Annotated in this window: 15 protein-coding genes and 1 riboswitch; of the genes, 2 read left to right on the forward strand and 13 right to left on the reverse strand. The window is 44.9% G+C overall.

Features of this window, described 5'->3' with window-relative positions; all coding sequences use genetic code 11:
* Window positions 1–126: 126 nt before the first annotated feature.
* Window positions 127–579 carry a terminus macrodomain insulation protein YfbV gene (gene yfbV, locus J4N44_RS11725; protein WP_005444743.1) on the reverse strand — a complete coding sequence of 151 codons (453 nt, stop codon included), beginning with the start codon at window positions 577–579 and terminating at the stop codon, window positions 127–129.
* 345 nt (window positions 580–924) lie between these two features.
* On the opposite strand from yfbV, the gene J4N44_RS11730 reads away from it, so the two are divergent.
* Together J4N44_RS11730 and pta are read left to right on the forward strand one after the other, a co-directional pair.
* Window positions 925–2,121 (forward strand): acetate kinase, encoded by a 1,197-nt coding sequence (locus J4N44_RS11730; protein WP_005444740.1) that lies wholly within the window; start codon window positions 925–927, stop codon window positions 2,119–2,121.
* Between the two features lie 138 nt (window positions 2,122–2,259).
* The gene (gene pta / locus J4N44_RS11735; protein WP_005439640.1) at window positions 2,260–4,425 is read left to right on the forward strand and encodes a phosphate acetyltransferase; all 2,166 of its coding nucleotides are present in this window, start codon (window positions 2,260–2,262) and stop codon (window positions 4,423–4,425) included.
* 71 nt (window positions 4,426–4,496) lie between these two features.
* On the opposite strand, the gene J4N44_RS11740 is transcribed toward pta, so the two are convergent.
* From J4N44_RS11740 to moaA, 12 genes are all read right to left on the reverse strand, one after another.
* A complete protein-coding gene (locus tag J4N44_RS11740) occupies window positions 4,497–5,771 on the reverse strand; it encodes an MgtC/SapB family protein (protein WP_029790462.1) in 1,275 nt (424 codons plus the stop codon).
* A 135-nt stretch (window positions 5,772–5,906) separates the two neighbouring features.
* Complete coding sequence (locus J4N44_RS11745) at window positions 5,907–6,851, reverse strand: glutathione S-transferase family protein (RefSeq protein WP_252044489.1); 945 nt, start codon at window positions 6,849–6,851, stop codon at window positions 5,907–5,909.
* Window positions 6,852–7,035: 184 nt separating this feature from the next.
* The gene (oppF, locus tag J4N44_RS11750) at window positions 7,036–8,028 is read right to left on the reverse strand and encodes a murein tripeptide/oligopeptide ABC transporter ATP binding protein OppF (RefSeq protein WP_009698507.1); all 993 of its coding nucleotides are present in this window, start codon (window positions 8,026–8,028) and stop codon (window positions 7,036–7,038) included.
* Window positions 8,025–8,996 (reverse strand): ABC transporter ATP-binding protein, encoded by a 972-nt coding sequence (locus J4N44_RS11755; RefSeq protein ID WP_053049734.1) that lies wholly within the window; start codon window positions 8,994–8,996, stop codon window positions 8,025–8,027. The genes oppF and J4N44_RS11755 overlap by 4 nt, the downstream gene beginning before the upstream one ends.
* Window positions 8,997–9,026: 30 nt before the next feature.
* Window positions 9,027–9,929, reverse strand: a complete 903-nt coding sequence (gene oppC / locus J4N44_RS11760; RefSeq protein WP_005444726.1) for an oligopeptide ABC transporter permease OppC — start codon at window positions 9,927–9,929, stop codon at window positions 9,027–9,029.
* A gap of 15 nt (window positions 9,930–9,944) precedes the next feature.
* On the reverse strand, window positions 9,945–10,865 hold the full coding sequence (gene oppB, locus J4N44_RS11765; protein ID WP_005444724.1) for an oligopeptide ABC transporter permease OppB: 921 nt from the start codon (window positions 10,863–10,865) through the stop codon (window positions 9,945–9,947).
* Window positions 10,866–10,972: 107 nt separating this feature from the next.
* The gene (locus J4N44_RS11770) at window positions 10,973–12,604 is read right to left on the reverse strand and encodes an ABC transporter substrate-binding protein (RefSeq protein ID WP_009702147.1); all 1,632 of its coding nucleotides are present in this window, start codon (window positions 12,602–12,604) and stop codon (window positions 10,973–10,975) included.
* A 560-nt stretch (window positions 12,605–13,164) separates the two neighbouring features.
* Complete coding sequence (moaE, locus tag J4N44_RS11775; RefSeq protein WP_009702831.1) at window positions 13,165–13,620, reverse strand: molybdopterin synthase catalytic subunit MoaE; 456 nt, start codon at window positions 13,618–13,620, stop codon at window positions 13,165–13,167.
* 1 nt (window position 13,621) lies between these two features.
* The gene (gene moaD, locus J4N44_RS11780; RefSeq protein ID WP_005444716.1) at window positions 13,622–13,879 is read right to left on the reverse strand and encodes a molybdopterin synthase sulfur carrier subunit; all 258 of its coding nucleotides are present in this window, start codon (window positions 13,877–13,879) and stop codon (window positions 13,622–13,624) included.
* Window positions 13,879–14,355: a cyclic pyranopterin monophosphate synthase MoaC gene (moaC, locus tag J4N44_RS11785; protein WP_050908866.1), complete on the reverse strand. Its 477-nt coding sequence runs from the start codon at window positions 14,353–14,355 to the stop codon at window positions 13,879–13,881. Before moaC ends, moaD begins: the two co-directional genes overlap by 1 nt.
* Before the next feature lie 26 nt (window positions 14,356–14,381).
* Window positions 14,382–14,894, reverse strand: coding sequence for a molybdenum cofactor biosynthesis protein B (gene moaB, locus J4N44_RS11790; RefSeq protein WP_005433210.1), 513 nt, complete (start codon window positions 14,892–14,894; stop codon window positions 14,382–14,384).
* 101 nt (window positions 14,895–14,995) lie between these two features.
* Window positions 14,996–15,985 carry a GTP 3',8-cyclase MoaA gene (gene moaA, locus J4N44_RS11795; RefSeq protein ID WP_005444703.1) on the reverse strand — a complete coding sequence of 330 codons (990 nt, stop codon included), beginning with the start codon at window positions 15,983–15,985 and terminating at the stop codon, window positions 14,996–14,998.
* A riboswitch (molybdenum cofactor riboswitch) is annotated at window positions 15,974–16,107 on the reverse strand. It overlaps the preceding gene by 12 nt.
* Window positions 16,108–16,198 lie beyond the last annotated feature (91 nt).

The raw sequence follows: 16,198 nt of genomic DNA on the forward strand, positions 1-16,198 counted from the left end.
CTCACAATCGGCACGAGAGGCGGTGATTACAAATAAGCAAAGAGTAAAAAACCATGTTGCGGGCATAAAAAATGGAGTGGCTAAAAGCACACTCCATTTCAATGAGTTGATGACCGAACAAGAAGATTAGAACCAACGCTCTAATGAAGTCTTATCCAGTTGGCGAAAAGCTCGGTTTAAAATTACTGCGAGCTCTTTATATCTTGGACGCGCTTTAGCAGGCTCTAAAGCAAATCCTGTTTCGGTAATTTTTTGGTGCAGCTCTCGATACCACGATGCTAAAGCAGGTGGCAACTTAGTATTGGAACGGCTGCCCAACCACCACATGCCTTGCAGTGGCATGCTGATTGCGAACAGTGCAACCACAATGGCTTGAGGAAGCGCATCATAATTGTTAAAAGCCATTTGAGTGAGCACACTGATTGCTGCAACCGCTGGCATCACTTTAATGCCAAAGCGTGTTGCTTTAATAATGCGTTGTTCGGGAAAAATGGCGTTCAGCTCTTTACGAACCGGCCAGATCTCCATGTAACTCTGGCCGTCTTTCAGGCTATGGATCAATCCGACTTGTTTGCTCATACCGCTCTCTCACTAAAAAATAGTTGAACATTTCAACTGAAGGCGCAAAAAATTGATGAAAGTTAATATTCTTTCAAAATTTTTTTGTTATCATTGCCTATTATCGCTATCCTTTGCAGACCCTCAATCTCATTGTTGCCGTTATTTACAATTTAAGCAACTCCGAGATTTTATTCTGCACGGATCGCTTCATAGTGGTGGATGGGTTCATCACTATTCATTTATACGGAATTAGAACAATTTTTGACCAAGATTAGTACGCACCCTTGGCGGTATCGTCTATTCTTGTGATTAATTTTTCATCCTTTAACTGATTTTGATCAGACGAATAACAGGTAGTCACACATGTCTAAGCTAGTTTTAGTTTTAAACTGCGGTAGTTCTTCTCTTAAATTTGCTGTTGTTGATGCAGAAACAGGTGCAGAGCACCTATCAGGTCTTGCTGAATGTCTTCACCTTCCTGAAGCACGTATCAAGTGGAAACTTGACGGTAAACACGAAGCTCAACTAGGCAACGGTGCAGCACACGAAGAAGCACTAGCGTTCATGGTTGAAACTATTCTTGCTTCTAAGCCAGAGCTTAAAGCTAACCTAGGCGCTATCGGTCACCGTATCGTACACGGTGGTGAGCAGTTCACTCAATCTGCACTAATCACTGATGACGTACTAAAAGGTATTCAAGACGCTGCGACTTTCGCACCGCTTCACAACCCTGCGCACATCATCGGTATCGAAGCTGCTAAACACAACTTCCCAGAGCTTCAAAACGTTGCTGTATTCGACACTGCGTTCCACCAAACTATGCCTGAAGAGTCTTTCCTATACGCTCTTCCATACAAACTATACAAAGAGCACGGTATCCGTCGTTACGGCATGCACGGTACTTCACACCTATTCATCACTCGTGAAGTTGCAGGCCTACTAAACAAGCCAGTTGAAGAAGTAAACATCATCAACTGTCACCTAGGTAACGGTGCTTCTGTTTGTGCAATCAAGAACGGTCAATCTGTAGACACTTCTATGGGTCTTACTCCTCTTGAAGGTCTAGTAATGGGTACTCGTTGTGGTGATATCGACCCAGCTATCGTATTCCACCTACACGACGCTCTAGGTTACTCTGTTGAAGAAATCAACAACATGCTAACTAAAGAGTCTGGTCTTGCTGGTCTAACTGAAGTGACTTCTGACTGTCGTTTCGTTGAAGACAACTACGGTGAGAAAGAAGAAGCAACTCGTGCAATGGACGTGTTCTGTCACCGTCTAGCTAAGTACGTAGCTGGTTACACTGCTTCTATGGAAGGTCGTCTAGACGCAATCACGTTCACTGGCGGTATCGGCGAAAACTCTGGTCCTATCCGTGAAATGGTTCTAAACCGTCTAGGTATCTTCGGTATCGAAGTTGATGGTGAAGCTAACCTTAAAGCACGTTTCGGCGGTGAAGGTACTATCACTACAGCTAACAGCCGTATCCCAGCAATGGTTATCTCTACTAACGAAGAGCTAGTAATTGCTGAAGACACTGCACGCCTAGCAGGTCTTTAATAGATTTAACTGGCTAGCCACTCGGCTAGCCAGTTTTTCTTCCAAAAGAATTTCTTAGGGGCTTAACTCCTATTCTCTGAATTATTCATGGAATAAGAGTTGAGCTTTTATCCCCCAATAGCTAAAGGTACTCTACGAATGTCTCGTACTATTATGCTTATCCCTGCAAGTGCTGGTGTTGGTCTAACTAGCGTAAGCATGGGTGTTCTTCGCGCAATGGAGCGCAAAGGCGTTAAGGTTTCTTTCTACAAACCAATTTCACAGCCACGTTCTGGCGGTGATCAACCTGATCTAACTTCAACTATCGTTGGTTACAACAGCGATATGAAGATCGGTCAACCACTAGCGATGTCTGTTGCTGAAAGCCTAATCGGTAACGACAACATGGACGAGCTGCTAGAAACTGTTGTTGAGCGTTACAACCAAATCAACAAAGATGCAGACGTAACGCTTATCGAAGGTCTAGTACCAACTCGTAAGCACCCATTCGCTAACCAAGTGAACGCGGAAATCGCAGCGACTCTAGGCGCGGAAATCGTTCTTGTTGCAACTCCTGGTACAGATAACCCAGCTCAACTTAAAGAGCGCATCGAAGTAGCATGTTCTAACTTCGGTGGTACTAAGAACAAGAACATCTCTGGCGTAATCATCAACAAGCTAAACGCACCTGTTGACGAAGCTGGCCGTACTCGCCCTGACCTATCTGAAATCTTTGATGATGCAGACAGCGCGAAGCAAAACGAAATGAAAGTGATGGAAATCTTCAACACTTCTCCAATTCGTGTACTAGGTTGCGTGCCATGGAGCATCGATCTGATCGCTACTCGTGCTATCGATATGGCTCAGCACCTAAATGCTGACATCATTAACGAAGGTGACATTGCGACTCGTCGTATTAAGAGCATCACTTTCTGTGCACGTTCTCTGCCAAACATGATTGAGCACTTCAAACCAGGTTCTCTACTTGTTACTTCTGCAGACCGTCCAGACGTAATCGTTGCGGCAGCACTTGCAGCAATGAACGGTGTTGATATCGGTGCAGTTCTATTGACTGGTGGTTACGACATCCCTGAAGAGATCACTGGTCTTTGTAAGCCAGCGTTCGAAACTGGTCTACCGATCTTCAAAGCACAAGGTAACACTTGGCAGACTTCTCTAAACCTACAGAGCTTCTCTATCGAAGTACCTGCAGACGATAAAGAGCGTATCGAGTTCATCAACGAGCACGTTGCTGGTCACATCGACGGTAACTGGATCGAGTCTATGACTGAAGGTACTCAGAAGTCTCGTCGTCTAAGCCCACCAGCATTCCGTTACCAGCTAACTGAGTTCGCTCGTAAAGCTGGTAAGCGTATCGTTCTTCCTGAAGGTGACGAGCCACGTACAGTTAAAGCTGCGGCTATCTGTGCTGAGCGCGGCATCGCTGAATGTGTGCTTCTAGGTAACCCAGACGAAATCCGTCGCGTTGCTGCACAACAAGGCGTTGAGCTAGGTGCTGGCGTAACTATCATCAACTCTGATGAAGTTCGTGAAAACTACGTTGCTCGTCTAGTTGAGCTACGTGGCGCGAAAGGTATGACTGAAGTTGTTGCTCGTGAGAAGCTACAAGATTCAGTATTCCTAGGCACAATGATGCTTGAGAACGACGAAGTAGACGGTCTAGTTTCTGGTGCGGTTCACACCACAGCAAACACTATCGTTCCTCCGTTCCAAATCATCAAGACTGCACCTGATGCGTCTATCGTATCTTCTGTATTCTTCATGCTGCTACCTGACCAAGTATTGGTTTACGGTGACTGTGCGATCAACCCAGATCCAACAGCTGAACAGCTTGCTGAAATCGCTATCCAATCTGCTGATTCTGCAGCGGCATTTGGTATCGACCCTCGCGTTGCTATGATCTCTTACTCTACTGGTGAATCTGGTAAGGGTGCAGACGTAGATAAAGTACGTGAAGCAACTAAGATTGCTCAAGAGAAACGTCCAGATCTAGTGATCGACGGTCCTCTACAGTACGACGCAGCAATCATGGAAAACGTGGCAGCTTCTAAAGCGCCTAACTCTCCAGTAGCAGGTAAAGCGACAGTATTCGTATTCCCAGACCTAAACACTGGTAACACGACTTACAAAGCGGTACAACGTTCAGCTGACCTAGTATCTATCGGTCCAATGCTGCAAGGTATGCGCAAGCCTGTAAACGACCTATCTCGCGGTGCACTAGTAGACGATATCGTGTACACAGTTGCTCTAACTGCGATTCAGGCAGATCAAGCTGACCAAGCAAAAGAAAAAGCAGTTAACTAATAACTTCGCTTCTTCCAAAATAATAAAACCTCGCCACGGCGAGGTTTTTTTTCATTTCGTATTCGGATAAATCAATACAAAGCCAAAAACAAAATAGCGCCAGAAAGCACGCATCCAACCATGACGGGCGCAACTCTTCTCCACAATGCCTTATCCCCTATTGCGACAACCATCCCCATTTTCACCACTGTATTGACTGATGCCGCGATCAGAATACCCAGTGCCGCGGTTTCCACACTTAGGGTTTGGGTACTTTGTCGCCCAAGAGCAAGGGAAATAGCATCGACATCTGTAATGCCGGATAGCGCAGATAGTATCAGAACACCAGCATTACCAAACAGATCAGACAGTGCATGCGATAACAGCATAATCACAGCCAATACGACACCGAAGAACAACGCCGATTGCAATGCCAAAGGATTGGTTTGTTTATTTGATTGTTCCACCTTCCCTACCTCACTTCGACGCCATATCCACCAAGCAGGGAAGTAAAGAGCAATCATCATAATCATGACGATGGGCCACAACAATGTCACTAACTGAGGGTTAATCACTGACAGCACAATTAGCAGCCTAGGAAACATGGTACCGCAACTCAATAGTATGCCGCTTGCTAGCAAAGGGCTGATACTCGATTGTTCGCGTGAAAGATGGGAGAACTGCAGTGTGAGCGCAGTAGATGAGCTTAAGCCAGCGAAGACAGAAGTAAACAAAATGCCTCGCTTCGCCCCACCAATTTTAATCGCAAAGTAGCCCACAAATGAAATACTGGCAATCAACACCACCATCCACCAAATCTCATAAGGATTAAGTGCATTCCAAGGACCGTAAGCTTGATTAGGTAAGAGCGGCAACAAGACGATGGAAATTAGCAGCAGGCGCAAAGCGGCATCAAGCTCGTACTCTTGGAGGCGTTGAAGCGCCTGATGAAGTTCTCTCTTGTTGTCCAGAACAACTGCGGTGATAACGGCAGCTGCCGCAGCAAGAACCGGCTCACCGGATACAGCCAAACTACCAAGAACAAACGTAATGACTAAACTGACGACACCAGTAATGCTGATGTCTTCACTCTTTTTCTGCTGAATAACAAACGCAATGCAAGCAAGAATAACCAAGGCAATAAGAGCAAAGCCGAGTAGCAAAGGCGTATACAGATTGGCAAGAATCCCAACCAAGCCACCAAGCAAACCGACTAAAGAAAAGGTGCGGATACCTGCAACGCGACTGCCTTCGACGCTATTACGCATCACCCAGCCACGTTGTGTTCCCACAATCGCACCTAAAAGCAGAGCAACAAACAGATTCCAAATTAGATGCTCGCCACTGACAAACTCATTGATATCCATACCCCACCTCGGTCAAAGATCGGTTGTTATATCATCAGTTTATGTGATTGGTAGGAAGAAGCTGTGATGCTAAGAAGATATTGAGAAAAAAGAAAACCGCCACATCAAATGGCGCTTTTCTTAGAGGTTTTAAACTTAGATAGATTCTCGACCATGAGGTGAATCCAAATCTAATTCAGGACCTTTCGGTACCACTTGTGTTGGGTTGATGCCAGTATGGCTAAAATAATAGTGACGCTTTATGTGGTAGAAGTCCGTGGTTTCTGCCACACCCTCTATTTGATACAGCTCTTTCAAATAACCTTGAATGTTTGCGTAATCAGCAATACGTTGTTTATTACACTTGAAATGACCAACATACACCGCGTCAAAACGCACAAGAGTAGTAAACAAGCGCCAATCCGCTTCAGTGATTTTATTACCAGCTAAGTAGCGATGCGTCGCAAGATGGGCATCAATTTTATCCAAAGCATCAAAGAGTGAATCAAAAGCTTCTTCATACGCCTCTTGAGTTGTGGCAAACCCGCAACGATAAACACCGTTATTCACGTTTGGATAGATGTAATCATTCCATTCGTCAATCACACTTTGAAGTTGCTCCGGGTAATAATCATCATGATTGCCTGTTAGCTCATTAAGCTCAGAGTTAAACATTCGGATGATTTCTGACGATTCATTCGACACAATGGTATTGGTCTTCTTGTCCCATAATACTGGCACTGTAACTCGACCAGTGTAATCCGGTTTAGCTTCAGTATAAATTTGATGCATACGGGAGTGACCAAATAATGGCTCAGGCAGTCCCATCTGCCAGCCCTCGTTGAGCATATCAGGACACACCACTGTGACATCGATGTGTTTTTCTAACCCTTTGAGACTGCGAAAAATCAACGTTCGGTGCGCCCAAGGGCAAGCAAGTGAAACATACAAGTGATAGCGACCAGACTCTGGTTGATAGGTTGCATCCGGTTTGTTTTTAATCCAGTTGCGAAACCCTGCATCTTCTCGCACGAATTTACCGCCACTTGATTTAGTGTCGTACCATACATCGTGCCAAACACCTTCAACTAACTTACCCATGACTGCTCTCCTCAGATTCTGTTTTCCACTATATTAGCGAATCATGCAAAGCTTAAAATCCAACCGCTTAGTTCAACTTGTTCAAGAATTTCGAATGAACTAAATCAAGCCTAGATCGTAGGCATAAAAAAAGCGCGACCCTATAAAAGGAGCCGCGCTTAAGCCCGTCACAGGCCGAATTTAATTACACCGCTACGTGCAAACAAGAAACTGCATGAATATCAGAACCTTGGATATTTGGCTTTGTCTTTGCACACTCATCCGTTGCTTGAGGGCAACGAGTACGGAATACACAGCCCGATGGTGGGCTGATCGGAGATGGTAGATCACCTTCTAACATCTGGATCTTCTTACTGCGTTCAATTTCCGGATCTGGAATAGGCACAGCAGACATTAGTGCACGAGTGTATGGGTGCTTTGGATCTGCAAACAACGCATCTGCTTCACCCAGCTCCACAGCATTACCGAGGTACATAACCAGTACGCGGTCAGAAATGTGTTTCACAACTGATAAATCGTGCGCGATGAACACCAATGAAAGACCAAGCTCTTTTTGCAGCTCTTTCAATAGGTTAACTACCTGAGCCTGAATCGATACATCCAGTGCTGATACTGGCTCGTCACAGATAATCATCTTAGGTTTTAAAATCAGAGCACGTGCGATACCAATACGCTGACACTGACCACCAGAGAATTCGTGTGGGTAGCGGTTGATAACGTTTGGTAGAAGACCTACCTTCGCCATCATCTCTTTAACGCGGTCTTTCACTTCTTGCTTAGTCAGCTCTGGGTAGAATGTCTCTAGTGGTTCAGCGATGATGTCACCAACCGTCATACGTGGGTTAAGAGAAGCCAGAGGATCTTGGAAAATCATTTGGATTTCTTTACGCGTTTCACGACGTTGGACGTCTTTCATTTTTGTCAGATCTTGACCCAACCAAACCACTTCACCGTCTGTTGCTTCCACCAGACCAATGATGGCGCGAGCAAATGTCGATTTACCACAACCGGACTCGCCTACTACACCAAGGGTCTCGCCTTCGTATAAACGAACGTTTACGCCGTCTACCGCTTTTAGGCTTGAAGGTTTTGACCAAGGCCACGCAGATTTTGATGCAATGCTGAAGTGAACTTTCAGATCAGATACATCCAGAATTAGCTTTTTATCTGTACTCATTTGTTCCAAGCCTCCCATTCAGAAAAACATGCACGCTGACGACCATCACCAAATGGCGTCAGAATTGGTGCTTCACGCTTACAACGATCCATCACGCGATGGCAGCGATCTTGGTAAGGACAGCCAGGTGGTAGACGAAGCAAGTTTGGCGGGTTGCCAGGAATCGTTGGCAGAATCTCGCCTTCTGTATCTAGACGAGGAATAGCCTTCAATAGACCTTCTGCGTATGGGTGGCTTGGGTTGTAGAAGATTTCGTTCACTGTGCCGTACTCCATGGTACGACCCGCGTACATAACCAGTACTTTGTCACATGAACCTGCAACAACACCAAGGTCGTGCGTGATCATGATGATTGCAGTGTTGAACTCAGATTTCAGCTCGTTCAGCAGATCCATGATCTGCGCTTGAACCGTAACGTCCAATGCCGTTGTTGGCTCATCCGCAATAAGCAGTTTTGGACGACACAACAGCGCCATTGCGATCATTACACGTTGACGCATACCGCCCGAGAACTCGTGTGGGTACATAGTGATACGCTTACGAGCTTCTGGGATTTTTACCGCTTCAAGCATACGAACAGACTCTTCGAATGCTTCTGCTTTGCCCATACCTTTGTGCAGCATCAGTACTTCCATCAGCTGATCACTGACTTTCATGTATGGGTTAAGAGAGGTCATCGGGTCTTGGAAGATCATAGCGATCTGTTCCGCTCGAACCTTGTTAAGCTCTTTTTCTGGAAGGTTAAGGATTTCTCGACCTTCAAATTTCGCGCTACCAGAGATAATACCGTTCTTAGCCAGTAGACCCATGATTGCGAATACAGTTTGTGACTTACCTGAACCAGACTCACCTACGATACCTAGGGTCTCGCCTTGATTCAGAGAGAAGTTCAAATCGTTTACTGCGGTTACGATACCATCTTGCGTGGTAAATTCGACGCGCAGATCTTTGACATCTAATAAACTCATCATTGCTTCCTTTATTCTTTCTATTTTTAATTATCTGTCTTTTGGATCCAGCGCATCGCGCAGACCGTCACCAACGTAGTTGAAGCAGAATAGAGTCACAACCATGAACGCTGCTGGGAATGCCAGCTGCCAGATTGCTACTTCCATTGTTTGCGAGCCTTCTTGTAGAAGTGCGCCCCAACTTGTCATTGGTTCCTGTACACCAAGACCAAGGAATGAAAGGAATGATTCCGTTAGAATCATGCTTGGGATAAGTAGTGTTGAGTAAACCGCTACGATACCCAATACGTTTGGAACGATGTGGCGAGTGATGATCTTCCAGTTGCTCACACCACAAACGTGTGCCGCTTCAATAAACTCTTTACTACGCAGGCTTAGCGTTTGACCACGTACGATACGAGCCATATCTAGCCATGCGATAGCGCCGATAGCGACGAAGATAAGAACAATATTACGACCGAAGAATGTTACCAGTACGATAACTAGGAACATGAACGGTACCGCATATAGGATCTCAAGAATACGCATCATGATACGGTCAACTTTACCGCCAATGAAGCCAGAAGCCGCACCGTAAAGTGTACCAATCACAACCGCAACTAATGCACCTAGAACACCAACCATTAGAGAGATACGACCACCAATCAGCGTACGTACGTAAAGGTCTCGACCTAAGCTGTCTGTACCAAACCAGTGCTCAGCACTCGGACCAACGTGCATTGCATACCAGTCAGTATCATCAAAAGCGTAAGGGGCAATCATCGGTAAGAAGATTACCGCTAGGGTCATCAGTGCAAGAATGAACAAGCTCACCATCGCCGCTTTGTTACGCATAAAGCGGATACGGGCGTCTTGCCACAAACTACGGCCTTCAACTTCCAGGTTCTCTGCAAATTTCTCGACCGCTTCAAGATTCTCTTTTTTCGTTAACATAACCATACTTCCCTGTTAGTAGCGAATTTTCGGGTCAATCATTGCTAGCAGAATATCAACGATAGCGTTGAATAGAATGAATAGGAAACCAATCAGAATGGTCACACCCATTACTAGCGAGTAGTCACGGTTGAAGGCAGCGTTGACAAACAGCTTACCGATACCAGGCAGACCAAAAATGGTCTCGATAACAACCGAACCTGTGATGATACCTACAAACGCTGGTCCCATGTATGACACAACAGGAAGCAGAGCTGGTTTTAGTGCGTGTTTCAGGATGATGTAACGGTAACTTAGACCTTTTGCGCGAGCGGTACGAATAAAGTTACTGTTCAATGTTTCGATCATCGAGCCACGAGTGATACGTGCGAAAGTCGCCACGTAGAGCAATGACATACCGATCACAGGTAACACAATGTATTGCCACCCTCCGTCATGCCAACCACCCGCGGGGAATAAATTCCAATGGAGAGAGAACAAGTAAATCAGAGCAGGAGCCAATACGAAGGACGGCATAACTACCCCGAGCATCGCCGTTGACATTATGGCGTAGTCCACCCAAGTATTCTGCTTGAGTGCGGCTATGGTTCCAACCGTCACCCCCAAAATTACAGTGAAGATAAAGGCGATAAAACCAACCTTCGCTGATACTGGTAACGCAACAGAGATTAGTTCATTTACTGTGTAATCTAAGTATTTGAATGAAGGACCAAAATCACCTTGAATAACGTTGGTCAAATATGTGGTGTATTGCTCAAATACAGGCTTATCTAGACCGTATTTAGCTTCAATGTTCGCCATAACTTCTGGCGGTAATGGGCGCTCGCTCGAGAATGGGTTACCCGGTGCGAAACGCATGAGAAAGAAAGATACGGTGATCAAAACCAACATGGTTGGGATCGCCTCAAATATCCTTTTTGCGATGAATTTAAGCATAAACTCACTCTTTCAGTCTGTGACAGTTAAAATGTAAATGATAGGCTGCACACGCTCCTTCAATGGTGCGTGTGAGCCTTATTCTTATAGTTTTGAAGTGACTTTAATTAGTCAGCTTTGATGTAAAGATCTTTGGTGTAGATCTTTTCTTCCGCGTTGTTTGCAGGGAAACCACCAACGTGCGGATTTAATAGACGAGAACGAACATACTGGTAGATAGGCGCAATTGGCATATCTTTCGCCATCAGTTGCTCAGCTTCTAGGTAAATTTTGGTACGCTCTTCTTCAGAAGTCGATTTGATCGCTTTATCAATCAGAGCATCGTACTCTTTATTACCCCAGTGCTGACCACCAGTTGTGTTCGAGCTAACCATTAGGGTTAGGAATGAAGATGCTTCGTTGTAGTCACCACACCAACCGGCGCGTGCCACTTCGAAATCACCTTGGTCTTTAGTCGATAGGTAAGTTTTCCACTCTTGGTTTTCTAGCGTTACGTCTAGACCTAGAGTTTTCTTCCACATAGAACCTAGTGCTACTGCTAGTTTCTTGTGGTTCTCATCCGTGTTGTATAGAAGAGAGAATTTAAGTGGGTTGTCTTTACCGTAACCCGCTTCAGCCAATAGGCGTGCCGCTTCTGCATTACGCTCTTTTTGCGTCATCTTGCCGTAAGCTGGTAGCTCAGGGTTGAAATGCGCTGTAATTTCAGGCGTTAGGAAGTAAGCAGGCTTCTGACCTTGACCAAGAATTGCGTTTGCTACGATGTTACGGTCGATAGCGTAAGAAATCGCTTTACGAACGCGAACGTCGTTGAATGGTTCTTTCTTAGTATTGAATGAGTAGTAGTAAGTACACAGGCTACCTTCAACCGATACTGATTCTGGGTGCTCTTTTTTCAGACGCTTAAAGTGCTCTGTCGGCAGTTTAGACGTGAAATCAATTTCACCAGATAGGAAACGGTTCATTTCAGCAACACCGTTCTCAATTGGAAGGTACGTTACTTTGTTGATAACCGTTTTGTCGTTATCCCAGTATTCGTTGTTACGAACAAGCTCTAGACGCTCATTCACAACCCAGTTGTTTACGACATAAGCGCCGTTACCTACGAAGTTTTCTGGTTTCGTCCACTGATCACCAAACTTCTCAACTGTCGCTTTATGTACTGGTTTCATTGTTGTGTGACCAGCCATCATTACAAAGTAAGGAACGGCGGTATCTAGCTCAACCACTAGCGTGTGGTCGTCAGTCGCTTTAACACCGAGCTCGCTCTTGTCTTTTTTGCCCGCAACGATGTCTTTTGCATTCTTCATCTTGGTGTATTCCATGTACCAAGAATATGGTGAAGCCGTCGCAGGATCGACCGCACGCTGCCAGCTGTATACAAAATCTTGCGCTGTTACAGGATCGCCGTTAGACCATTTTGCGTCTTTACGTAGATGGAAGGTGAAAGTTTTGTTGTCTGAGGTTTCCCAGCTCTCAGCTACACCAGGGATAGTGTCGCCGTCTGCATTTTGGTTCACTAAGCCTTCAAGAAGATCACGAATCACATGCGACTCTGGAACCCCTTGAGATTTGTGCGGGTCGATTGTTGCAACTTCAGTACCGTTACCACGAACGAGTTCTTGTTTATCTGCTAGTTTAGTGCCTGCTGGAACGTCAGCAGCGAAAGCGGTAGAAGAAGAGGCAGCCACTGCCAGACCAGCACCTAGAAGAAGGGCTTTGGTGATTTTGTTCTTATACATGCGTAAAACTCCAAGTTTTTCATTAGCATCCATGACTTCTCTGCAAGGGACTGGAACGGTCAGAATTTTAGAATTTTTTAGTACACTTTCTGAGCACAAAACACTAAAACCTTACAAAGACTGCGGCACACATTAGCAATCATTGAAGTAATTTGCCATAAAAATGTAGCAAAAAAACTAATAATTCTGTAATTAGTGCTCATATTTAGCAATAAATACTACATAGTTTGTATTGGGTAGATAAATGCAGATTTGCGAGTTCATTTGGCAGGCAAAACTGTCGATAAATCTAAATTCAAACTCTTTGGTAGCATCTTATGCTAGATATATGTATAAAAATTAACATTTGTGACACATTGAGTCTAATTAATAATTGCATATATCTTGTTCGATATTTTTTATTGTGAACAAGGTCACCGAGAGGTGAAAGGAAGGAAAGGTGATGAATTTATCAGCAGGTCAAAGTAGGAAGTAAACTCCGTTTTTATCGTAAAAAAGAAAAAGCCAGATGAGATGAACATCTGGCTTTACTAGATTTGGTCGCAGAATAAAAAACGGTTCTACTTTTCCCAACGCTGCGCAGCTTGATGGTCAGTATCTCGTGACTCAATCCAGCGGTTATCGCTCGTTGTACGTTCTTTTTTCCAGAATGGCGCTTTAGTCTTTAGGTAATCCATAATGAATTCACAAGCATCAAATGCCGCACCTCGATGAGCGCTTGAGACTCCTACGAACACAATTTGATCGCCGGTATCAAGGTCACCAACACGATGTATCACGCGGACCCCAAGTAATGGCCAACGTGACTCCGCCTCATTACAGATATCGATCAGGCTTTTTTCTGTCATTCCAGGATAATGCTCTAAGTGCAGACCGATCACATTATCACCAAGATTCATATCACGAACCTTACCGATAAACGTAACAACGGCTCCAGACGCAGTGCCTTCCGACAAGCGCTGATATTCTTGATCAACAGAAAAGTCTTCAGCCTGTACAGAAACACGAGGATCCATCTTAACCTCCTGTCACTGGAGGGAAGAAAGCAACTTCATCACCCTCTTTCACTTCAGTATCCAGTGGGACAATAGATTGGTTTACTGCAGCGAGCAATTTACCAGGCTCAAGGGCGAGATCCCACTTACCTTCTGTACCTTCACCAATTTCAACCAAGTGAGCACGAATCGCTTCAACATTGTTGAATTGATCATCGAGCTCAAGCGCATCGATACCAACCAGTTCACGCGTTTGAGCAAAGAAAAGAACTTTAATCATTATTCCGCCTTGAAGTGACCAGATTTACCACCCGTCTTCTCTAGAAGACGAACTTGACCAATAACCATGTCTTTTTGTACCGCTTTACACATATCGTAAATCGTCAATGCAGCTACAGAAGCTGCCGTTAGCGCTTCCATCTCAACACCAGTTTTACCTGCTAGCTTGCAAACGGATTCAATGCGTACCATGCTCTCAGCTTCAATTGCTTCAAGTTGTACTTCTACTTTCGAAAGCAATAGAGGATGGCAAAGTGGAATTAGGTCCCACGTTTTTTTTGCCGCTTGAATACCAGCGATGCGTGCGGTTGCAAACACATCACCTTTATGATGTTGGCCAGAAACAATCAATTGCAGAGTTTCAGGTGCCATGTGAACGAATGCTTCTGCACGCGCCTCACGAACCGTTTCCGCTTTCGCTGATACGTCGACCATGTTCGCTTCGCCAGACGCATTGATATGTGTAAATTGGGTCATGGTTTTTCCTTCGCTTTTAGGAAAGGTTATACAGATAGGTGTGGCATAAAGTTGCAAGGACGATGACTTGCATCTAGTTGTTGCTTGATGATCTTCGTCCACCCTGTGCGGCACGCACCTGTAGAGCCAGGCATTGCAAAGATAACAGTGTGGTTAGCGAAACCAGCAATCGCACGAGATTGAATGGTTGAAGTACCAATTTCTTCATAAGAAACCAAACGGAATAGCTCACCAAAGCCTTCTACTTCTTTATCGAATAGAGGCTTAAGCGCTTCTGGAGTGCTGTCACGTGAAGTGAAACCAGTACCACCAGTGATCATGATTGCTTGTACGTTTTCATCCGCAATCCACTGGGAAACGATCGCACGGATCTTGTACATATCGTCAATTACGATTTGCTTATCAACGACGTTATGACCTGCTTCCTTCGCGTGTTCAACTAGGTAACCACCAGAGGTGTCGTTTTCTTCAGTACGAGTGTCAGATACCGTTAGAACTGCAATGTTTGCAGGTTGAAATTTGCTTTCAGCGTGACCCATTTGTTCACCTATTCTTTAATTTGCTTTTTGATACGCAAGGTATCGATTCTGGAAAAATCATCAGAAGCCACGTCTGCTCCTGATGTGAAATCTGATTGGAGTTAACCGCCGATAGACGCAAGATGCGGCGTCATACCAGTGTTGCCATCGTGCAAGAAGTGACTTACGGATTTCGTTTGCAACTGTGCCTGAATACGTTCAATCAATTCGCTTTCTTGCTCGTCGCGCTCTAACAGGTCACGTAACTCCACGCCATGTTCACCGAACAGACAAAGATGCAGTTTACCCATAGCCGAGACACGAAGTCGGTTACAGCTCTCACAGAAGTCTTTTTCATAAGGCATGATAAGACCAATTTCACCCTTGTAATCAGGATGAACGAAAACCTGAGCAGGTCCATCATTATGAGAACGGACTTTCAGTAACCAACCGTTGGCGATTAATTGATTTCGGATCGCAACACCAGAAACATGGTGCTTAGCAAACAACTCATCCATTTCTCCTGTTTGCATTAACTCAATAAAACGCAATTGGATTGGACGGTCTTTAATCCAGTTAAGAAAAGCAGGCAACTCACTGTGGTTGAGGTCTTTCATCAGCACCACGTTAACTTTGACTTGCTCATAACCCACTTCAAATGCGCGCTCGATACCATTCATCACCTCAGTGAACTTATTTTCACCAGTAATTTGATGGAACATGCGGGGGTCAAGGCTATCCACACTAACATTAATATTAGTCAGCCCAGCTTCACGCCAATCAGCAACCTGTTTCGCCATGCGGTAGCCATTAGTCGTTGTAGCGACTTTTTTGATGCCAGGCGTCGTTGCGACAGAGTGGATAATGTCAGTAAAGTCTTTGCGTAAACTCGGCTCACCACCTGTGATGCGGACCTTTGAGGTACCACAATCTGCAAACGCTCTTACGACACGCTTGATCTCAGGGAGAGATAAAAAAGACGAGTTTTTATTGCCCGATGGCTTGTAGCCGTCAGGAAGGCAATAGGTACATTTGAAATTACATACGTCAGTCACAGACAGACGCAAGTAATAGAACTTACGATGAAATTTGTCTTCGAATTGTTGCGCCACGGAACACCTTTCCAAACACGGGAGGCATAATCATTTCCAATTATGCCCTTGTGACAGAATGTCACTGGCTCAAAACGCCTATCCTTAGACTTAGCATAGTGAGCTCGGAGTTATGGCAACCAGAGGAGGTAAACCCCTGATAGCTTTGCCGTGTAAAATACTTAATATTTGTAATGGAATCCAGACTTGAGTGATAAAAAACTCTCTAGAAAC

Source organism: Vibrio sp. SCSIO 43155 (assembly GCF_023716605.1).
In the GTDB taxonomy this organism is placed as follows: Bacteria; Pseudomonadota; Gammaproteobacteria; order Enterobacterales; family Vibrionaceae; genus Vibrio; species Vibrio harveyi.

Coding starts and splice junctions, on each gene's coding strand:
- yfbV (WP_005444743.1), bottom strand. CDS start 579: ATGAGCAAACAAGTCGGATTGATCCATAGCCTGAAAGACGGCCAGAGT.
- J4N44_RS11730 (WP_005444740.1), top strand. CDS start 925: ATGTCTAAGCTAGTTTTAGTTTTAAACTGCGGTAGTTCTTCTCTTAAA.
- pta (WP_005439640.1), top strand. CDS start 2,260: ATGTCTCGTACTATTATGCTTATCCCTGCAAGTGCTGGTGTTGGTCTA.
- J4N44_RS11740 (WP_029790462.1), bottom strand. CDS start 5,771: ATGGATATCAATGAGTTTGTCAGTGGCGAGCATCTAATTTGGAATCTG.
- J4N44_RS11745 (WP_252044489.1), bottom strand. CDS start 6,851: ATGGGTAAGTTAGTTGAAGGTGTTTGGCACGATGTATGGTACGACACT.
- oppF (WP_009698507.1), bottom strand. CDS start 8,028: ATGAGTACAGATAAAAAGCTAATTCTGGATGTATCTGATCTGAAAGTT.
- J4N44_RS11755 (WP_053049734.1), bottom strand. CDS start 8,996: ATGAGTTTATTAGATGTCAAAGATCTGCGCGTCGAATTTACCACGCAA.
- oppC (WP_005444726.1), bottom strand. CDS start 9,929: ATGTTAACGAAAAAAGAGAATCTTGAAGCGGTCGAGAAATTTGCAGAG.
- oppB (WP_005444724.1), bottom strand. CDS start 10,865: ATGCTTAAATTCATCGCAAAAAGGATATTTGAGGCGATCCCAACCATG.
- J4N44_RS11770 (WP_009702147.1), bottom strand. CDS start 12,604: ATGTATAAGAACAAAATCACCAAAGCCCTTCTTCTAGGTGCTGGTCTG.
- moaE (WP_009702831.1), bottom strand. CDS start 13,620: ATGGATCCTCGTGTTTCTGTACAGGCTGAAGACTTTTCTGTTGATCAA.
- moaD (WP_005444716.1), bottom strand. CDS start 13,879: ATGATTAAAGTTCTTTTCTTTGCTCAAACGCGTGAACTGGTTGGTATC.
- moaC (WP_050908866.1), bottom strand. CDS start 14,355: ATGACCCAATTTACACATATCAATGCGTCTGGCGAAGCGAACATGGTC.
- moaB (WP_005433210.1), bottom strand. CDS start 14,894: ATGGGTCACGCTGAAAGCAAATTTCAACCTGCAAACATTGCAGTTCTA.